The sequence below is a fragment of the Gemmatimonadaceae bacterium genome (assembly GCA_019637445.1).
GTDB lineage: Bacteria > Gemmatimonadota > Gemmatimonadetes > Gemmatimonadales > Gemmatimonadaceae > Pseudogemmatithrix.
In genome coordinates this window covers 113,382-133,072 of record JAHBVS010000003.1, presented here as the reverse complement: position 1 = coordinate 133,072, position 19,691 = coordinate 113,382, and the positions used below count along the sequence as shown (strand labels likewise).

At 69.8% G+C, this 19,691-nt stretch carries 18 protein-coding genes and 1 tRNA gene; all 19 read right to left on the bottom strand.

What is annotated here, in order from left to right; all coding sequences use genetic code 11:
- On the bottom strand, nucleotides 1-960 hold the full coding sequence (gene rsmH, locus KF709_13570; protein MBX3175438.1) for a 16S rRNA (cytosine(1402)-N(4))-methyltransferase RsmH: 960 nt from the start codon (nucleotides 958-960) through the stop codon (nucleotides 1-3).
- 88 nt (nucleotides 961-1,048) lie between these two features.
- Nucleotides 1,049-2,833 carry a tetratricopeptide repeat protein gene (locus tag KF709_13565; protein MBX3175437.1) on the bottom strand — a complete coding sequence of 595 codons (1,785 nt, stop codon included), beginning with the start codon at nucleotides 2,831-2,833 and terminating at the stop codon, nucleotides 1,049-1,051.
- A 76-nt stretch (nucleotides 2,834-2,909) separates the two neighbouring features.
- Nucleotides 2,910-2,983, bottom strand: a tRNA-Val gene (locus tag KF709_13560).
- A 32-nt stretch (nucleotides 2,984-3,015) separates the two neighbouring features.
- Nucleotides 3,016-3,195, bottom strand: coding sequence for a hypothetical protein (locus tag KF709_13555; GenBank protein MBX3175436.1), 180 nt, complete (start codon nucleotides 3,193-3,195; stop codon nucleotides 3,016-3,018).
- Between the two features lie 54 nt (nucleotides 3,196-3,249).
- Nucleotides 3,250-4,278, bottom strand: a complete 1,029-nt coding sequence (locus tag KF709_13550) for a hypothetical protein (GenBank protein ID MBX3175435.1) — start codon at nucleotides 4,276-4,278, stop codon at nucleotides 3,250-3,252.
- Between the two features lie 23 nt (nucleotides 4,279-4,301).
- Nucleotides 4,302-5,162 (bottom strand): tetratricopeptide repeat protein, encoded by an 861-nt coding sequence (locus KF709_13545; protein MBX3175434.1) that lies wholly within the window; start codon nucleotides 5,160-5,162, stop codon nucleotides 4,302-4,304.
- 36 nt (nucleotides 5,163-5,198) lie between these two features.
- On the bottom strand, nucleotides 5,199-6,275 hold the full coding sequence (gene cheB / locus KF709_13540) for a chemotaxis-specific protein-glutamate methyltransferase CheB (GenBank protein ID MBX3175433.1): 1,077 nt from the start codon (nucleotides 6,273-6,275) through the stop codon (nucleotides 5,199-5,201).
- The gene (locus tag KF709_13535; GenBank protein ID MBX3175432.1) at nucleotides 6,265-6,741 is read right to left on the bottom strand and encodes a hypothetical protein; all 477 of its coding nucleotides are present in this window, start codon (nucleotides 6,739-6,741) and stop codon (nucleotides 6,265-6,267) included. Before KF709_13535 ends, cheB begins: the two co-directional genes overlap by 11 nt.
- Nucleotides 6,738-7,568 (bottom strand): protein-glutamate O-methyltransferase CheR, encoded by an 831-nt coding sequence (locus KF709_13530; GenBank protein MBX3175431.1) that lies wholly within the window; start codon nucleotides 7,566-7,568, stop codon nucleotides 6,738-6,740. The genes KF709_13535 and KF709_13530 overlap by 4 nt, the downstream gene beginning before the upstream one ends.
- On the bottom strand, nucleotides 7,568-9,184 hold the full coding sequence (locus KF709_13525; protein ID MBX3175430.1) for a tetratricopeptide repeat protein: 1,617 nt from the start codon (nucleotides 9,182-9,184) through the stop codon (nucleotides 7,568-7,570). The genes KF709_13530 and KF709_13525 overlap by 1 nt, the downstream gene beginning before the upstream one ends.
- Entirely contained in the window at nucleotides 9,185-11,083 is a 1,899-nt protein-coding gene (locus KF709_13520; GenBank protein ID MBX3175429.1) for an ATP-binding protein, read from the bottom strand.
- On the bottom strand, nucleotides 11,083-11,682 hold the full coding sequence (locus KF709_13515; protein MBX3175428.1) for a GTPase domain-containing protein: 600 nt from the start codon (nucleotides 11,680-11,682) through the stop codon (nucleotides 11,083-11,085). Before KF709_13515 ends, KF709_13520 begins: the two co-directional genes overlap by 1 nt.
- A gap of 32 nt (nucleotides 11,683-11,714) precedes the next feature.
- On the bottom strand, nucleotides 11,715-12,188 hold the full coding sequence (locus KF709_13510; GenBank protein ID MBX3175427.1) for a hypothetical protein: 474 nt from the start codon (nucleotides 12,186-12,188) through the stop codon (nucleotides 11,715-11,717).
- On the bottom strand, nucleotides 12,185-12,526 hold the full coding sequence (locus tag KF709_13505) for a roadblock/LC7 domain-containing protein (GenBank protein MBX3175426.1): 342 nt from the start codon (nucleotides 12,524-12,526) through the stop codon (nucleotides 12,185-12,187). The genes KF709_13510 and KF709_13505 overlap by 4 nt, the downstream gene beginning before the upstream one ends.
- The gene (locus KF709_13500) at nucleotides 12,523-13,395 is read right to left on the bottom strand and encodes a tetratricopeptide repeat protein (protein MBX3175425.1); all 873 of its coding nucleotides are present in this window, start codon (nucleotides 13,393-13,395) and stop codon (nucleotides 12,523-12,525) included. The genes KF709_13505 and KF709_13500 overlap by 4 nt, the downstream gene beginning before the upstream one ends.
- Nucleotides 13,396-13,408: 13 nt before the next feature.
- Nucleotides 13,409-14,386, bottom strand: coding sequence for a DUF4388 domain-containing protein (locus tag KF709_13495; protein ID MBX3175424.1), 978 nt, complete (start codon nucleotides 14,384-14,386; stop codon nucleotides 13,409-13,411).
- Nucleotides 14,386-17,097, bottom strand: coding sequence for a tetratricopeptide repeat protein (locus KF709_13490; GenBank protein MBX3175423.1), 2,712 nt, complete (start codon nucleotides 17,095-17,097; stop codon nucleotides 14,386-14,388). Before KF709_13490 ends, KF709_13495 begins: the two co-directional genes overlap by 1 nt.
- Nucleotides 17,094-17,723 carry a chemotaxis protein CheC gene (locus tag KF709_13485; protein MBX3175422.1) on the bottom strand — a complete coding sequence of 210 codons (630 nt, stop codon included), beginning with the start codon at nucleotides 17,721-17,723 and terminating at the stop codon, nucleotides 17,094-17,096. Before KF709_13485 ends, KF709_13490 begins: the two co-directional genes overlap by 4 nt.
- Complete coding sequence (locus KF709_13480) at nucleotides 17,720-19,687, bottom strand: chemotaxis protein CheA (GenBank protein ID MBX3175421.1); 1,968 nt, start codon at nucleotides 19,685-19,687, stop codon at nucleotides 17,720-17,722. The genes KF709_13485 and KF709_13480 overlap by 4 nt, the downstream gene beginning before the upstream one ends.
- Nucleotides 19,688-19,691: the final 4 nt, after the last annotated feature.

Below are 19,691 nucleotides of genomic sequence, written 5' to 3'. Positions count from 1 at the left end.
CTATGTCCCCGCCCCGGCCTTCTGCCAGACCCGCAGGTGCGCACTGCGTGCGCGCGGATTGGCCGCCTGCTCCTCCTCACGCGCCAGGATCGGCTTCCGCGTCAGCGTCTCGCCCTGGGCCACGCCGCCGCAGGTGCACATCGGCTGCTTTGGCGGACAGCTGCAGGCGGTGCTCCAGTCGCGAAACAGGTGCTTCACCGTCCGGTCCTCGCCGGAGTGGTAGGCGATCACCGCGAGGCGCCCGCCGGGGCTGAGCCGGTCACGCAAGCTCATCAATCCGCGTGCGAGGCCGCCAAGCTCGTCGTTCACGGCGATCCGCACGGCCTGGAACAGGCGCGCGAAGTCACTCGGTCCGCTCCGTGGCCCCAGGGTCGCGCGGATGGCGCCCACCAAGTCGTCGCTGATCGCGAACGCCGAGCGTTCGCGTCGATGCACGATCTCACGGGCCAGGCGGCGGGCCTTGGGTTCGTCGCCCGCCTCGCGAAACGTGGCGGCAAGCGTCGTTTCCTCGCTCTCATTCAGCCACTCGGCGGCCGTCTGTCCCGCGTTGCTGTCCATCCGCATATCGAGCGCGACGCCCGGCCGGAACGAGAACCCGCGCGCATCGTCGTCCAGCTGCCGCGACGACACGCCGAGGTCGAGCAGGATGCCGTCCCAACTGCGATCGCGGAGTTCGGGCACGTCGTCGATCGCGTCGTGGTTTCCCTGCACCGCCTCGAAGGTCCCCGGCCGCTCCCAGGTCGCCAGCCGCGCCCTGGCCTCCGCGAGCGCCGACGCATCGCGGTCAAGGCCGGTCACCGTGTGCCCGCGCTCGAGCAAGGCCTGCGTGTGTCCGCCACCGCCCAGCGTGCCGTCGAGCACGCGTATGCAGGGCCCAAGCATCTCGCACACCTCGGTGACCAAGACCGGGGCGTGCCAGGCGCTATCATAGGCGCCGAGGGAAGCGTTGGACGGTTGCACGCTTGAAAGATGAACGCGCGGCGGCGAAACGACGATGCCCGCCGTCGTCAAAGACGACGGCGGGCATCGGGTCTCGCGCGAGGCGAGGCTACTTGCAGTAGGCCTGCTTCAACTGCTCCAGGAAGTTCTGCACTGCCGGAATCGACTGCAGCAGCGAACCCGCCGCTTGCGGATCGAACTGGCCGCCCGCCGGCAAGTTGATCTGCGCCGTCAACAGTCCCTCGTCAGCGATGGCGGTCAACTCACAGCTCCTGTCCTTGCCGGCCTTGGTCCCAGCCGCCAGCGCCAGCTGCGCCCCGGCGGCACCCAGGATGAACTTGACGCGGGCTCGCGTTTCACCAGACGCCTGCACGCGCGGACGACGCGCCTCCGAGGGTCCCACCTCGTCCGTCAACATGGCCACCGAATCGGCGAACTGCAGCACGGCGATGGCGCGCTGGAACTCCGGGATGTCCTTCGTGGAATCCGGGCGGATGTCCAAGCGCACTGAGTCCGCACGAACACGCATCTGGTTGCCGATGCTGGACGCGACGCTGGCAATCAGGTCGGCATTGTCTCCCGCAGCAGTGGCGTGCCGCAGGGCCACCAAGGCGCTGTCGGGCTGCTGCAGCTGCATATAACCCTGCGTGATCTGCAGCCACGCCGAGGGGATATACGGATTGATCTCGAGGGCCCGCTTGGCCGCGTTGATCGAACCGGGCAGATCGCCAGACTGCCGCAGCGCCTGCGCATACAGCTGCCAAAGCTCGGCGTTCTCCGTGTACTTGTTGGTACCGCGACGCGCCGCATCGGCAGCCTTCGCCGGCTGGCTATCGGCGGTGTAGAGCGCCGTGAGGCGGGTCCAGAACTGCACGTCGGCGAGCGCCGTGTCCAGCTGGATCATCTCCTCGCCCGTCGCGATGGCCGGCTTGTAGTCGCCAGCCGTCGCCAGGATGAGGAACTGCAGGCGCACCAGCGACACGTCGCCCGGATTGTCCTTCACCGCCTGCGTCACAATCTGCTTGGCCACGTCATACTGGCGGCTGGACGCCAACGCATTGACCACGTCCTCGGCCAGCTTCGCATTCGTCGGGTCATTGGAAAGCAGGCGCACGAGCAGCTCGTTCGCCTTCTCCACGTTGCCCGCTTCCTTTTGGGCGTCGGCGCCGATGGCCAGGGCGACGCGGTTGTTCGGATCGATCGCCAGGATCTCGTCCGCCGCCTGGATCAGCTCGGCACTCGAGGCCTTCTTCTGCACCAGCACGTTGATCTTGCAGTAGCGGACCAGGGTGGCGTTTGAATAATCCGAAATCGCCTTGTCCGCCTCGGCCACGGCATCGTCAAAGCGGCCGTTGATCGCGTGTTCTCGGCACTTCTTCTCGTTGTCCAGCTGCCGCCGCGCATCCTGCAGCGGGCGAACCAGGGCCACGGCGGCCCGCTCCGGCGAGCGGCCGGTGACGGCCGGCAACGGCTGCGTCAGCGAGGCATCGCGCGTGAGCACCAGTTGGGCATCGATGCGGTACTCGCCGTCCGGCTGGCGGGTCACGTTGCCGCGCACGTACTCGTCGGCGCGCATGAACTTGGCCAGCGAGTTCTCGTCCGTGCGGGCCAGCTGCTCATTCGTCGGGTAGCCCGACTGTTGCAACAGCTCCACCATGCGCTCCTTCTCGATCACCCAGAGCACGGGGCCCGGGAAGACCTGGATCAGGCGCTCGCGCAGGGCGTCCGACGCGGCGGGACCGGCCTGCTTGTCCGCCGACCGGAAGACCTGGACGGTGAGGAAGGGCGTATCGGGGCGCGGCGGACGCCGCACCGGCTGTGCATCGGCTGGAACGGCGCCGGCCAGGGCAACGATCGCCGCGGCGGCGGCCAGGGAACGGGCACGTACGGTCACTGCCAACTCCTCAGAAGGCGTTGAATGTGCTATCCCGCGGGCTCCCGAAAGGGTTCCGGGGATCCATCAACTACAGTGGGCGAAGAGGGACTCGAACCCCCGACACCCTGCGTGTAAGGCAGGTGCTCTAACCAACTGAGCTATTCGCCCGGCGCTTCGGTTCCCGACGCGCCGAACGCGCGTCACTTCAGGATGGCGACTGGAATCAGGATGCAGTAGCCAACCACCAGCAGAATCGGGGCCACGGTAATGCCCCCCCGCCACAGGTCGGCGTACCCCAGGGCCAAGGCCGCTGCAGATAGCCCCCACCACAGCGCAGGACGCGACCACAGACCGCCCGTCGAGCTCACGTGTTCGGACATAGGTCGGGAAGTCTAGGACACCCTATAGTTGTCGTCAACCAAATCGGGGCGCCTTCACGAACCCTTAATGCGGTCGTCACCGGGCGATTCCGTGACATCCTCGCCGAGCAGCGCCGCAAGGGCACTTGCCCGCTCTCGCGCTTCCTGCGCCGCGTCCGCCTGTCGCATACGCTCCAGCCGTAGCCGCTGGCGAGTGCGCCGCTGCCACCACATGGGCCCAAGTAGTAGCAACAGGAACGCGGAGAGCACCGTGAGGTCCGCCGCCAAGGCTAGCGCCCCGTACTGTCGCCGGATGCGCAACCGCCAATGGCGTTCGAAGTCTGCTGAGGACATGCCGTGCGCACGCCGCAGCGCGCGCTCGAAGGTCCCTTCTCGCCGCCAGTGATTGAAGAGGAGCGCGAGGCCGCGATCTGGGGCGAGGCCGGCCAGCTCGGCCACAGCCCGGTGCGCGAGCGCGTATGAGCGCTGCGCCACCTCCGACCCCCCGTAAAATCCCGAATCGAGTCCCGCCAAGGTCGGCAGGCCGCGCCAGACGAGCCCGACGCTGGTGGCAATCACCTCGTCGCGCCCCCATTCGCCGGCCGCGTAGGACGCGTAACCCTCGTCGAACCAACGTGGCACCGCCGCACCGAGCACCTCGTGCAGGGCCAGGTGTGCGAGTTCGTGTCGCAGCGTGATCCGCGGGTCGCCGCTGCGTGCCGCCGCGTCGCGCCCATACATCACGATGCGTTGCTCAACCGGAAACGCGATGGCATCGCCCCACTCGGGGGCGCTGGCGCCCACCCACACGCGGAAGCGCTCGGCGTCCGGCGCGAGCAACAGCAGCACCGACGCTGTCGGGCGCGGCAACCCCGGAAACGAGTCGCGCGCCAGCGCCTCCTGCAGCAGCGAGCGCGCGAGGCGCGCCTCGTCGGAGTAGTAGGCCACGGTGTAGCGGCCTTCGGCGATTGTCAGCGCGCCGGGCGGGATCGCATCGCCCCGGGCGGCATCCTGCGCGATGGCAACCTGCGCGATGGCAACCTGCGCGATGGCAACCTGCGCGATGGCAACCTGCGCGCGGCCCGGGCTGGCGAGCGCCAGCACGCCGGCAACGGCGACTGCCGCAATCAGGCGCGCGACAACTCTCCCCCGCCCTCGACCAGCTTGAGCGTCTCCGCGCACTTCTTGCCCCAGGGATTGAACTTGTTGGCTGCGAACCCCTTCTGCCACGTCGCCAGCGCCTCGGCGCGCTCGTCGTTGAACCACTGCGCGCGACCCAACTCGTAGTAGGCCTCGATCAGGTTCGGGCCCAGGCCCAGCGTCTTCTGGAAGAACGTCTGCGCATCCTCGTACATCTCGCGCTCGAGGTACACGAGGCCCAAATAGAAGTGCGCGTAAAGCGTCGCCTTGCGGTCGTTGTCGAGGCGGATGGCCTTCGACAGGTGTTCGATGGCCTCGCCGAAGATGCGCTTCTTCAGGCAGATGTAGCCGACGTTGATGCGGGCCAGCGCGTTGGCGGGCTCACGCATCAGCACCTTCTGGAAGTTCATCAGCGCGTCGTCGTACTTCTCCTGCAGCATCTGCGCCCAGCCGAGCAGTGCCTCGCTCTGCGGATCGCCGGGGGAGAGCTCGATGGCCTTGGTCAGCGCGGTCTCGGCGCCCTCGTAGTCACCGAGCGAGAGCCGGCTCCAGCCCTTTTCAATGAAGGTGGACGCGCCGATGTGATCGCTGTGCACGACGGGCTTCTCGCCCTGGAACTGCGGTGCCTGCGGGGCCTCGGTGCCCTCCTGCGCCTTCCACTTCTCCACCAACTGCTTGATGTCGTCCTTGAGCTGGCTGAGGTCGGCGACCTGCGCCTCGACGGCCTTGAAGAGGCCGATGATCTCGGCCTTCACGGCCGCGCGATCGCCGCTCGCGACTCCTGACTCGAGCCGCGCGTCGATTGCCGCGTACTTCGCCTTGTATGCCGCCAACGTCTCGTCAGCCACCAGCCCATCCTCCCTGTCGCCGCACGCCCGTGCGGCTCATCCAGTACGTAAGGTAGTCGGACCCAGCCCCACGAGGGCGTCGTTCACCCGCGCGGCAATGGCATCCAAGGGCAGTTCCGTCGCGTGCGGAACGGCCGCGCGCGCCTGCGCCGGCATCCCGTGCACCACGCTCGTCGCGGCGTCCTGCACCACGGCGACGCCTCCGCGTCGCGCAATCGCGGCAAGCCCGGCCGCCGCGTCACGCCCCATCCCCGTGAGCACCACGCCCACGCAGCGCGCACCGAATGCCTTCGCCGCGGCCTCGAAGGTCGGATCTGCAGCCGGACAGACGCCGTGCATCGGTGGACCGTCGCTGAGGGCCAGGCGAATCACGGCATCGTCCGTCACGAGACGTAGATGCCGGCCGCCGGGCGCGACGTAGGCGTGACCTGCCAACAACGGCTCGCCATCCTGCGCCTCGCGCACGTCCAGCGAGGACCGCGCGTGCAGCCGCCGCGCCAAGCCGGCCGTGAACCCGCGCGGCATGTGCTGCACCACGAGCACTGCGGCGCCACAGTCGTCGCGCAGTGCCGGCACGACCTCGGCAAGCGCTCGGGGGCCCCCGGTCGAGGCGGCAATCGCGACCACGCGATCCGCTGGCTGCGGCGCGCGGCGCGGCCGCACGGGCCGCGAGACCTCGCGGGCCAGCATCGGCAGGCCGAGGTTCGCACCCACGGCCGCACGCAGCGCATCCTCGAGGCGCGGGCCCACGTCGCGCCAGCCGTGCGCGTCCTCCGGGCGCGGCTTGCGCACGAAGTCCACCGCGCCAAGCTCCAACGCCCGGATCGTGAGGTCCTCCCCGCCACGCGTCGTCGCACCACTGAGCATCACCACCGGACGCGGCGCCTCGCTCATGATGTAGCCCAGTGCCTGCAGGCCATCCACGCCAGGCATCTCCACATCGAGCGTCACGAGGTCTGGCGCCAGCTCGTGCACCAGGCGCGCGGCATCAAGGCCATCGACGGCCTCGCCGACGACGGCAAATCCCTTGAAGCCCTCCACCAAGCCGCGTACGGCCACGCGCTCCAAGGCCACGTCGTCCACCACCAGGACGCGCAGCGGGTCAGAGGACACGCTCGCCTCCTCGCACACCGCGCACCATCACGCTTCCGCTGGCCACGTCGAGGGTGACGCTTCGCCCGCTGCTTCCGCCGACATCGCTGGCCTGCACCGAAACGCCGGCCACGGACAACGCCGCGCGAACGGCGGCCACGTTGCGGTCACCCATCGACCCGTCGGCTCCCACGAGCATGGTTCCGAAAAGCGCCGCCCCACCCACGAGGCGCGCCTCGAACGGCGCACGGGCGCCCAAGCCCTGCATGCGCGCGATCAGCGCCGGGACCGCCAACGGGGCGACGCGCGCAGGTGAAGACTCATCGCGCGCCGCACCCGCGGGCAGGAGCACGTGCGCGAGCCCGCCCACGCGCCGCGCACGATCGTAGAGAATCACCGCCACGCAGGACCCCAGGCCGACCGCGATCAGTCGCCCCGTCCCCTTGGCCACCGCCAGCTGCGCGATGCGGACGTGTTGGTCGCTCACGCGGCCGCCCGCTTTCTGAAGATGCGCTGCCGCTGATCCACCACCTCGAACAACGCGCGTGCGGGGCCGAGCATGGTCTCGACCTTGCCAAGGACCAGGAAGCCCCCGGGCACCAAGGCGTCGTGGAAGCGCTGCAGCACGGGCTCCTGTGCCTGCCGCTCCACGTAGATCAGCACGTTGCGGCAGGTGATCAACTGCATCGCGCGCGCCGGCGGCGTCTCGAGCAGCAGGTCGCGACGCTCGAAGCGTACCAAGGACCGCAGCTCCGCCGTCGCCGCGTGCGGCGGCTCCGCGCCGAAGTATCGGTTGCGCAACGCCACGGGAACCTCGACCAACGCCTCCGGCACGAAGCGCCCTGCCGCGGCAGCGCGCAGCGAGTCCGCGTCGATGTCGGTGCCGATGACCGCCGCCCCGCGGAGGCGATCCGCCGCGCCCACGCGCTCCGCGTGCCGATGTAGCAGGGCTGCCAGCGTGTAGGCCTCCTCGCCGCTGGCGCAGCCGGCGCTCCACACCGTCAGCGCGGCGCGCTCCATCGCCCACATCGCCGGCAGCACGCGCTCCGCCAGCAGGTCCCACACCGGGGCGTCGCGGTAGAGCCGCGTGACATTGATCGTGAGCGTCGCCACCAAGCGCTCCAACTCGGCCGGCTCGCGGCGCAGCAACGCGGTGTAGGCCGTGAAGTCTGCCGAGCCCGACGCGCGCATCCGCACCGCAATGCGGCGCCGCAGGCAGCCATCCTTGTAGTTGGTGCAGGCCAGACCGGCGCTGCGCTCGATCTCGCCGAGCAGCGCACGAAAGGCTGCCAGCTCGTCGTCAGGGCCCGTCATCACCCAGGCCGCAGGGCCGTCTGGCGCGCGCGGGCCTCCGCATGCGAGGGGTCCAGCGCCAGCGCGTGGTCAAAGGCCGCCAGCGCGCCTTCCTTGTCGCCCTGCCGCTCGCGCAGCACACCGATGCGCGACCACACCTCCGGCCCCAGGGATTCCTGGTGGCGCACGGCCAGTTGGTACGCCTCGAGCGCCGCCGGCCCGTCACCCGCCGCGAGCCGGAGGTCACCAAGGTTGCGATGCAACTGCGCGAGTCCCGGATCTTCCTGCAATCCGCGCTGCAGCGCCCGCTCCGCCGCGTCGGCACGCCCCAGCGACTCCAGCGCGACGGCCAGGTTGTTGTGCAGCACGGCCGCACGCGGGTGCGCCGCCGTGCCCTCTTCCAACAGGGCCACAGTGCGTTCCAACTCGCCGGCAAGCGCCGAGGCCAGGGCGGCATCGTGGAACCACACGGCCGACGGCCCGCCACTGCCATACAGGGGACGCGCCCGCTGGAAGTGCGCCTCGGCGGCCGCGAAGTCCCCGCTGCGCAGTGCCAGCGTACCCAGTGAGAGGTGCACGCGCGGCTCGTCCTGTCCGCCACGGTCCAGCGCGCCGAGCAACGCCGACTGCGCTTCCGCATCGCGGCCCAGCCGTTCCAGCGCGATGGCCATGTTCACCCAGACGGCCGGCCGCGCCATCCGCTGGCGTGAGGCGACCTCGAGGTGCGTCAGCGCCTCGTGCCACTTGCCCAGTCGCAGGTGTGCCAATCCCAACTGGAAGCGCGCCCCCACATCGTCGGGCCGAAGCTCCGTGACCCGGCGGAACTCGCGCACGGCCTCGTCCAGCATGCCGGCGCGGAAGAAGGCGATGCCAAGATTGCGGTGCTCCTCGACGCGCACATCGGCGGCAACATCCTCGGGCGCCTTCGAGCGACCGACGCGGTGCAGGTAGCCCGCCGTCGCCAAGCCGAACAGCGCCTTGCCCACCTCGAACTCCACCTGTCCGGACTCGTCCACCAGCGCGGCCACATCGCGGCGGCCGTCAATCAAGGGCAGCAGCGCCTGCTGTTCCTGCGTGAGCTGCGGCGCGCTCTCGGCCAGCTTGCGACGGTCCAACTCGAACACGATGTCGAAGGAGGGGATCTTCTTCTCGATCAGGCTCCACTCGTCCACCCGGCGCGCGCCCTCGAGCAGCAGCGACTCGGGATTGATGGCGACGAGGAAGTCCTGCTCCTCGGGCGCGATATCGGACTCGAAGTTGAAGGTCCCTTCCGCCCAGGTGAAAAGGAAGTAGACCGCCTCCTCGATCTGCACGCGCATCTGCGCGTTGAGCTGATCGCGCGTGAGCATGCCCGCGTCCACGAGGATCTCGCCCAGTCGCTTGCCGCGCGCCTTCCCCTGCAACTCGATGGCCTCGTCCAGCTTCTCCTGCGAGAGGACAGCGCTCTTCACGAGGATGTCGCCCAGCCGGTCGCGGCGGTTCACGATGGACGCGTAGGAGATGCGCCCCTTGTCGAAGTAGATCGAACCGAAGTTGCTGCGGTGTGTCACCGACAGGCAGCCGCTCTTCTTTCCCATCGAGAGCAGCTGCAGCACGTCCGGCAGGGACGCTTCCTTGAGGGAGCCCTTGATGGCCACTTAGCGCAGCTCCTCGACGACGCGGCCGGCGAGGTCGGCCCACTCCCACACGGCCTTCTCGCGGTCGAGGAAGGTGCGGTCGTCGGCCTGTGCCGCCGCGCCCGCGGGCGCCGCCGCGGCGACATCGGCGGCGGCGAGGCCGAGCTCGCGGCGTGCGAACTCCGCGTCGAGGGCCACACCCGCCGACTCGGCGGCCGCGTGCAGCCGGTTCACGATGCCGATCAACTCGCGCACACTGCGCAGTTCCGGCGCGCAGATGGCATCGAGCAACTCCGGCGAGGCGGGGCGCCCCAGCGCCGCGAGGAACCGCGTGCCCAGCTTGTCGCGCAGCGGCCGGTCCGGCGCCTCGATCGGCGCGATGAGTCCGCCTTCGAAGCGCGAGCGCAGCCGCGCGGCGAGGTCCGCAATCTCCGCCGGCGGCCGGTCGCTGGAGAGGACGATCTGCTTGCCGTCCTCAATCAACGCGTTGAAGACGAAGAAGAACTCGTCCTGCGTGCGCTCCTTGCCGGCAAGGAACTGCACGTCATCGACGCAGAGCGCGCCGACATTCCGGTAGCGAGCGCGCCAGCGCTCCACGCTGCCCTGCTGGATGGCCGCGATCAACTCGTCTACCAGGGCCTGTGCGTGCACGCAGGCCACGTTCGTGCCGTGCAGCTGCTGCAGCGCATTCGCGATGCCGTGCACGAGATGGGTCTTGCCCACACCGCTGGGCCCCGTGAGCAGCAGCGGGTTATAGCGCGTGGCCGGCGACTCGATGACGCCGTCCGCCGCGTGCAGCGCGAGTTGGTTCGACGCACCCGCGTCAAAGGCGTCGCGCACGAGGGCCGGGTTCGGGCCGCTGGGCGGCATGTCGCCGGCCAGTGCCTTCTCCACCAGCTCCTCCGCCTCCGCCAATCGCTCCGGATCGCGGAAGACTTCGTGTCCGCCCAGCGCGCGGTCGACCTCGGTGGCCTCGGCTTCCAGCGCACGCAGGTGCTCCACCGCCGCCACGTAAGTCTTGATCAGGCCCGCAACGTCCGGCTCCTTCGGCAGGGCGAGTGCGCGCTCGAGCACCGCCGTGCGATAGCCCTCGCCCTTCCAGTACGCGACCACCTCGCGCAGCCGCACCTGCCAGGACTCGACTTGCTCCTGCACCACCGCCGCGACATCCGTGAGGAAACTCAGGAACTCGCCGGTGGGGCGCAGCGCGTCGATGGAGCCCGGACGCGGCGTCAGCGTCGGACGCCGGGGTCGCCCGCCCATCGTCTCCTGGGCGACCCACTGGTTGAGCAGGCCGTGCAGTTCGCGCACGCTGGCGACGCCGCGCTTGGCCAGCGCCTCGATCGCCACATCGGGCACGCTCAGCTGCCGCTCGACGACCGCCGAGCGCAGGATCGCCACCCGCGCCTCGTACTCGGGCAGGCCGACGTCCACGACCAGTCCGCCCGACAGCCGAGAGATCAGGCGCTCGTCGACATCCGTGATGTCCGACGGCGGACGATCGCTGGCGCAGAGGATCTGGCGATCGGCGTCCTGCATCACCGTGAACAGGCGCAGCAGCTCGGCCTGCATCTCGCGGCGCCCGGTGAGGAACTGCAGGTCATCGAGCAGCAGCAGGTCCACGTTCCCCAGCCGGTGCCCGAAGGCCGAGGTCTCGCCCGCACCGACGGCCGCGTGGAACTGCTCCGAGAACTCGTCCATCGTGAGCGCGAGGATCTCCGCGCCCGGCTGCAACTGGCGCAGCAGGTGCGCCGCTGCGGTGATGAGGTGCGTCTTGCCAAGCCCCGAGCCGCCGTAGATGAACAGCGGGTTGTACGTGGTGCCCGGCGCCTCCGCCACCGCACGCACGGCGGCCGCGGCGAGGCGGTTCCCCGCCCCGACCACCAACCGCTCGAACGTGTAGCGCGGATCGAGACGCATCAGCCCTCCTCGCGCCCGCTGAGCTTCCGCAGGACCTGCTCGGAGATGCCGCGCAACGTCTCGAACACGCCCGGGCCGTGCAACGCATCGGCCCCGAACGACGGCACGCCGCGGAAGTTGATCGCATCCTCCAACTCGGGGATGCCCATGATCAACTCCTCGGGCAGGTCGCGCTTGTTGTACTGGATCACCATCGGCATCGTGCGCAGGTCCACGCCCTGCTCCGCGAGGTTCGCGTGCAGGTCCTGGAAGCTCTCGATGTTCTCGGCCAGCTGCCGCGCCTGCGAGTCGGCCACGAACACCACGCCGTCGGCGCCTTGCAGCACCAGCTTGCGCGTGGTCTGGTAGTAGACCTGACCGGGCACCGTGTAGAGCTGGAAACGCGTCGTAAATCCGGAAATGGTCCCGAGGTCGATCGGCAGGAAGTCGAAGAACAGCGTGCGGTCCGTCTGCGTCGCCAGCGACACCATCTGGCCCTTGCGGTCGTTCGGCACCTGCCCGTGGATGTAGTGCAGGTTCGTCGTCTTCCCGGACCGGCCCGGCCCGTAGTAGACGATCTTGCACGTGATCTCACGCGTGGCGTAGTTGACCAAACTCACAGCAGGTCCCCGCGGTCGCAGACGGTCATGGGTCAGGCCTTCCCGAACAACTGGGCAAGGTTGCGATTCAAGTCCCGCTCGAAGTCCTCGGCCAGCGCCGGCTTGGCATCTTCCTGCGCGGGCGCGGTTGCCGCGACGCTGGCCAGGAACTCCTTGAGGTACAGTTGCACGATGCCCAGCGAGCTCTCGCTGTCGAACACGGCGAGCACCAGCAGCGTGCTGCCCCGGGCCGGTACCTGCCCGAGGTAAATCTGACGCTCGACACCGGCGTAGTGCAGCCCGCGGAACGGCGATCCGTCGACCATTCCGCCGAGGTGAACGGCGGAGGCGTTGATGGCGGCGGAGAGCGCACAGGCCGTCTGCACGTCGAGGCGTTTCTGGAAACCCACCTGCGCGAGCACCTGGCCGCTGGTGTGCATCAGCACGGCCAGCTGCAGACGCGCGTCGTCGACGAAGCGCTTGAGCGGGGCATCGCCCCAGCCTGTGGAAATCGAATGCCGAATCACAGCGTGCCCGCCGCCTTCAGCAGGTCCACGCGCAGCAGTCCGACGTTCACTCGGCTCTGCGCGACGACCACCAAGACCAAGCCGTTGTGCCCCGCAGCGAGCACGCGACCCTGCTCGGCCTCGAGCTCGCAGAAGCCGACGGACCCAAAGCCTGCCGCCTCCACCGCCTTGGCCGCCTTGCGATACAGCGACGCCGTGAGCGCGGCGAAGGCCGACGTGTCGACGCCGATCTGCGCGGTGCCATCCACGAGGATGCCATCGCCCTCCATGACGAGCAGGCAGGCCGTCACGCCGCGGTGGCGCGTGAGGGTGGCAATCATCGGCGCGTAGCCGCTCACGCGCCCTCCAGCCAACGGCGCGCAACCGTGGCACACTGTTCGAGCGTACGCCGCACGAAGCCGAGCGGGAGGTCGCGCGGCGCAGCCACCAGCGTGACGCCGTCGCCGGTCGGCGCCATGACCACGGTGGCTGCCTCGCTTTCGAGCAGAATGCGGGTCCACCGCCCCAATCCGAAATGCCGCATCGCGCGCGTGGCTTCGTCGCTCACCCCGGAGAGGTGCGCGCCGATGACCGATCCGAGGTCCTCCCCACTGCGGGTCACATAGTGGCCGGCGTTCACGAGCCCGTCGGCATCGAGCAGCAGTGCGACCTGGGGGGTGCCGTCAAGGCTGTCCACGAAGAGTTGGGCGGCCGCCTCGAGCGAGCGTCGTGGGGAGGGAGCGTAGGGGTCGCGGGGCTCCGGCTCCGGCGGTGGGACCGGCACCGGCGCCGACGGTTGTGAGGCGCGCGCCGGCGGCGGCCCGGGATCCGGCGCCGAGGTGGCTTCCGTCCACGCCACCTGGAGTGCCTCCCAGGCGCGCTCGATGGCGGGGTCGCCCGGCGTGGCGACGCGAGCGGCGGCCAGGTGTTCCTCCGCTTCGTACCAGCGCTCCTGCTCGTAGCAGAGGAATCCGAGCCCGCGGTGCGCCGGCCCGAACTGCGGCGCCAACCGCAGCGCCGACCGCCAGGCCCGCTCCGCCGCGGCCGGATCGCCCTGCTGCAGTGCGACGCGCGCCAACACGTCGTGCGCATCGGGGCGCTGCGGGTGCCGGTCGGCCCCGCGGCGCGCCACGCGCGCGGCATTCGCTAGTTCCCCGCGCGCCAACAACGCCTCCGCCAGCGGAAGGAACACCAGGCTGGAGGGATCCTGTGCCAGTTCCTCGCTCATCCGTCGAATATGCTCAGCGCTCACGAGGCACCTCGCGGTCCAGCGTCTCCAACAGCTTGGTCGCCGCCACGATGCCTTCGCGCAGCGCCGGCACGCCCGGATACGTCGGTGCGGCCTCGACGAAGGCGCTCCAGAACGCAATGCCATCCGCCAACGCGCCTCGACGGAACGCCTCCGCCCCGCGCAGCAGCGCCGAGGGCATCACGCCGCGCGGTGTGACCGAAGGTTCACGCCGTTCCTGGGGCAGCGGCAGCGCCTGGCTTTCGCGCTTCGGCTGCCGCAGCAGCACCACGCCGGTGCTCACCAGCCCGTACACGATGCGCGCCACGTCGAACTCACTCATCGAGACCGTGGCCGCGATGCTCCGCAGGTCGGTGTCGCCGTCGATGCTGGCGAGTACCCGCCACTCGTGCGGCAGGAGGTCGAGCAGCGCCGGGTGGTCCATGTCCCCCGGCGCGAGATCGGGGATCACGCCGAGATTGGGCACGCGGTCGGCGATCCGCGACCACTCGTCGATGCGTCGCGCGCCTTCCATCAGCAGCGTCTCCGTGCCGATCGGCACCGACGCCTCACGCAGCACCGCTTCGCTCAAACCCTCGTCGAAACGGAAACTGCCTTCGGACCAGGCCATCAGCTCGAAGACCACGGCCTCGATCTGCAGGCGCATCTGCCGCTCCATCTCGCGCGCCGTCACCATCCCCATGCCGACGAGGATCTCACCGAAGCGTCGGCGGTCGCCCGCCGCCTGCGCCTCGCGCACGCGCGCCAGGTCGTCGTCGGTGAGTCGCCCCGAACGCACGAGCAGGTCGCCGATGCGGTGCGGGTTCGAGCGGATGGACGCCGAGATCACCTTGCCGTTCTCGAAGTGCACCACGCCCTCGTTGTCGCGCAGCGCGGACTGCACGGTGAGCGTGCCCGTCTTCCGGCTGAGGTCCAGCAGCTGGAAGACATCGTGGATGCCGAGCTCGCGAAGTGGGCCTTCGATCGCCATCAGCCCTCCTCGTCCACGCCATCGAGGCGCTGCTGCACGGCCCGCGCCTCACGGAACGCGCGCCGCGAGAACTCGCCGTTCGGGTCAAGTTCCGCCACGCGGCGATAGCAGGCCACCGCCTCGCGGTAGCGGCCCTGCCGTACCAGCAGCTGGCCCTGGTGGAACACCGCCCCAACGTGTTCGGGGTCGTAGCGCAGCACGCGCTGGAAGGCGAAACCAGCGTCGTCAAAGCGGTCGAGTTCGAGCAACAGCTCGCCCAGCGCGACCAGGCCATCAAAGCTGTACGGGTCGCGCTCGAGGAACTCAATCAGCAGCGCCAACGCGTCCTGGATGCGCCCGCGCACCTTGTGCAGCCCCACCAGCGCCAGGATCGCATCGGCATAGGTCGGCACCACGTCGAGCGCCAGCATCAACTCGCGCTCCGCCTCATCGTAGTCGCCGCGCTGCGCCAGCAGCTGCGCCAGGTCGAACCGCACGGCCGCAAAATCGGCGTCGAGCGTGAGTGCGTGTCGATACGCCGCGATCGCTGCATCCAGGTTCCCCAGCGCGCGCGTGACGTTGCCAATGCCCCGCGGGACTTCCGCCCGGCCCGGATCCGCACGCCGTGCCTCGTCGAGGACCTCCAGTGCGCCTTCCGGATCCCCACTCTCGAAACGCGCCGTCGAGACCAACAACAAGGCATCGACGTCGTCGGGCAAGACCTCGTGCAGCAACGCCGCCGGCACCGCGGCATCGCTACCGCGGCCGAGCATCAACAGCGCCTGCGTCTCGCCGCGCAGAGCTTCCGGGTTGCGCTCCTGCTGCCGCCGCGCCTCCTCGAAGCGTTCGAGGGCCTCGCCCCAGGCGCCCTGCCGGCCGAAGCACTCACCCAGCAGCACCTCGCCGCGCACCGGGTCTCCCCCCCGGCCAGCCACGCGACGGATTTCCGCCATCGCGCGATCCACGAGGCCCTTCGTGAGATAGTCCTCGGCCAGCGCGTAGGGATCGCTGCCCGTCGCCGGCTCGACGATCGTGACGCTAGGACTCTCCAACTGCTGGAAGATCGAGTCCAGCAGCCCGCGATCAAATGCGAAGGTGTCCACGCCCTGGCTGACGCGCTGTTCGCCGCCCAAGTCGGGCACGACGAACAGGTTGGCCTCCTCATACTCGAGGTCGATCGCCAGGCGGAACGACTGCGGCACGTAGTACGGGTCGATCTCCAGCGCGCGCTTTGTCTCGCGCAGCGCGCCTGCGTAGTCACCGAGATTTGAGAGCGTGAAGCTCAGGTTGTAGTGTGCCTCGGCGAACTCGGGGTCCGCCTGGATGGCGCGTGCGTAGGCCGTGCGCGCCTCCTCGAAGCGCCGCAGCTCGGCGAGCACGAGGCCGATGCCGTTCCAGGCCACCGGTGCCTCGGGCTCGTGCTCCAACACCTGGCGATATGCCTCGAGCGCCAGCTGGTAGCGCTTGTTCCGGATCAGCAACAGCGCGAGGTTGAGCCGCGCCTTCGTGAACGTGGGCGACGAGCTCAACGCGTCGCGGAAGGTGTCGATGGCGTCGTCCGGCGCGCCCGCGTGGAAGTACGACACCGCGAGGTTGTTGCGCGCGATGGCGTAGTTCGCGTCGGACTCGAGCGCCCGCACGTAGCACTCGGCGGCCCCGCGGTAGTCACCCTGCTGGTGCAGGGCCACGCCCCGCTCGTTCCAGAGCTTCGGCGAATCGGGCGAGCCACGCAGCAGCTCGTCGTAGAGTGGCAGGGCGCGCTCGGGCGCCTTCTGCAACAGGTGCAGTTCGGCCATCGCCTGCAGCACCAACGCGCGATCCTCGCCGCCCTGCAGCGCCAACTCGTACTCGCGCATCGCCTCGGTGGCCAGGCCCTGCTGCCGGAACGCGTGCGCGAGCGTGAAGTGCGCCAGTGACTCGCCCTCGGCAATGCGCATCTGCTGCTGCGACTTCCGCGCCTGGCGTCCCGGCACCAACTGCTCATAGCGCTTGGGGTCGTACTCGTCGAGCGACAGGTTGGCCTGCGCCCGTGAGAGGGCCGGATTCAGCTGCACGGCACGCTTGGACGCGGCCTGCGCCTCGTCGTGCCGGCCCATGTCGCCGAGTACGAAGGAGAGCAGGAAGTGCGCGTCCGGATGGTCCGGGTTGAGCTGGATGGCCCGCTGCAGCGCCGTGAGCGCCTCGTCGAAGGCGCCCTGGTTGTAGAGCACCTCGCCGACGTAGAAGTGCAGCAGCGAGCTCTGCGGGTCGCGCGAGAGCGCCGTCCGGAACCAGCTGAGCGCCGTGCCGAGGCGTCCCAACGACTTCTCCGCCAGACCGAGCTGGATCATGGCGCCGACATCGCCGGGGCGGATGGCCAGCAGCGCCTGGAACTCCGGGATGGCATCCTCGGGCTGTCCGAGCAGGGCGAAGGCACGGCCCAGCTCCCAGCGCGCCTCGCGGTCGTCGGCGCGGAAGCGCAGCCGCTCGCGCAGCTGCGCCACGCGCTGGTCGTAGTAGCCGGTGTTGAAGTAGGCCACCTCGAGGTTGCGCTGGGCGACCTGCATCTTCGGGTCCAGCTCCAGGGCCTTCGTGAAGGCGTCGACTGCCTCCTCGTACAGCCCCTTCGTGTAGTAGAGCACGCCAAGGTTGTTGTGCGCGCCGGCATCGGAGGGGTCGATGCGACGCGCAAAACCGCGCAGGACCTCGCGGTCCCGCTCGGACACGGGGTGGGCGGCGTGCGGGGCGGTCACGTGACGTGAATGACCTCAAGCATGCGACGCAGGCTCGGCGGGTCCGGCAGCAGGAGGAAGTAGCCCCGCAGCGGCATCGTGTCGTTGGCCAACTGGAACTCGCTCTCCACGCAGAAGACGTACTCGGAGCCGTGCGAGGCCTCGAGGTAGGTGGAGTTGAGCACCGCGTCGCTCATGTCCACCGCCAAGGCCGGCGGGGAATTCAGGATGCGCATCTCCAGGAACTCGGCCAGCGCATTGAGATACGCACCGCTGAGGATGTTGCCGGCTTCCTTCAGCGCCGACTCCTCGATGGTGCCCAGCGCCTGCACTTCCTTGCCCATCATCAGGCCGGCGATGCGCAGGGAGATGGCTTGCGGGAAGATGAGCAGCGTGACGCCCGTGAGGTCGCCGTCGATGCGCATCGCGATGGCGGCGACGGGGTCCTCCCCCGCGGCGATCTGGTTGGGGACGGACTCCAGCGCGGCGACCGTGATATGCGGCACCGAGATCATGATGCGCTGGCCCGTGATCTGGCTCAGCGCCGTGGCGGCGTGGCCGGCGCCGATGTTCGCCACCTCGCGCAGCGCATCCAGCGCCTCGCGCGAGAAGTTGCGCACATCGTCCGTTGGCTGGTCCGTGCTCATAGGAGGCTCCCGACGTCCACGATGAGGGCGGGCACGCCATCCGCGAGGATCGTCGCGCCGCTGAAGAGGGCGAGGCCATCGCGTGCGCCGTCGAAGCGCTTGACCACGATGTCCTCCTGTCCGGTCAACTCGTCCACCACCAACCCCGCGCGACGCTCACCGCGGGCAATCACCACGATCTCCTCGTCCTGCGGCGCTGTCGCATCGGGCAAACGGACGATTTCCCGCAGGTGCAGCAGGGGCAGCGACTCCTCGCGAAGGCGGAGCACCTCGCGGCCGTCCTCACGAGCCACCGCCGACGGCCTGCGCTCCAGCGTCTCGCGCACGTGCGTGAGCGGCAGCGCGTAGCGTTCGCTGCCGACGCGGGCCAGCACGGCCCGCACGATGGCCAGCGTGACCGGGAGCCGTAGCGTGAGCGTCGTGCCCTGCCCGGGCAGCGACGTCAGGCTCACCGCGCCACCCAGCGCCCGCGTGCGACTCAAGACGGCGTCCACACCCACCCCGCGCCCCGACACCTCACTGACGTGCTCCGAGGTGGAGAGGCCCGGCTGCGCGATGCAGCGCAACAGCGCGTCGTCGTCAAGCTCCGTGGTCTCTGGCGGCACGATGCCGGCGTCGCGCGCGCGCTCCAGCACCTTGGCGCGGTCGATGCCGCGCCCGTCGTCCTGCACCGTGATGACCACGGCGTTCCGCTCGCGTTGGGCCGCGAGCGTGAGGCGGCCCGCGCGCGACTTGCCCGCGGCGGCGCGCGCTTCCGGCGACTCCAGGCCGTGGTCGATCGCGTTGCGCAGCAAGTGCACGACCGGCTCGCCGATCTCGTCGAGCACCGAACGGTCGATCTCGATCTCCTTGCCCTCGATCGCGAACACCACGTCCTTCCCCAGCTGCCGCGCGATGTCGCGCACGAGGCGCGGAAAGCGGTCGAACACCTGCCCCACCGGCACCAGGCGGCTGGTCATGATTTCCGCCTGCAGGTCGCCGACAAGCCGCGAGGCCTCGCGCATTGTGTCGTCGAGCGCCTGCACGCGCAGGCCGTCGGCGATCGACTCGAGCCGGCCGCGGACAATCACCAACTCACCGATCAAGTCCAGCAACCGGTCCAGCCGCGACAGCTCGATGCGCACGTGCCGCGCGCGCGGCGCCTCGCCGCGCTCGGCGGGCCCCAGCGCGTCCGCAGCGAAGACATCGCTGGCGCGACGCATCGGATGGCCGCCGACCGCCTCCGCCTCTCGCATCGACGCCGGCAGCGTGATCACGACCGACGCCACATCGCCGGCCGAACGTACGGCGGCCTCCAGTTCGCTCCGGCCCGCCGTGCTGCGCAGGCGCACCGTGAATGCCTGCGGCGTGGTGGCGGCCTGCAGCCGTGCCTCGGCGGGCTCGACGCCGGTCACCGCGCCCAGCGCCCGCAGCTTCTGCAGCGTCATGAACGCACGCACGCCTGGCAGCGCACTGTCGGCGGTCTGCTGGATGCGCAGCAGCGTGACATCGGCGTCGGGCTCGCCCAGCGCCGCCTCGTCCGCCGCTTCAGCAGGCATCTCCACGGCCGCGCTCGCCCGCGGCACGCGGAACTCCGCCGTCGAGCGGCCGCCGGCGACATCGTGCAGGCGCTCCAACGACTCGCGCATCCCGGCTGGCATCGCGGCCTCGGCGGTCGGCCGATCGATCCCCGCCTCCAGCGCGTCCACCGCGGCGAACAGCGCGTCCATCAACTCGGCGGTCACGGACTGCGCGCCCGTGCGCACCTTGTCGAGCAGCGACTCCAGCTCGTGCGCGAACTCGGCGACGGCCGTGTAGCCCATCGTCGCGCTCATCCCCTTGATGGTGTGCACGCCGCGGAAGATCGCGTCCACCGGCTCACGCGAGGTCTCGCCCTGCTCCAGACGGAGCAGCGCGCGGTTCACCGCCGAGAGCTGCTCACGGCTCTCGGTGCGAAACAGCTCGGCGTACTTGGCGGCGTCCACGGGC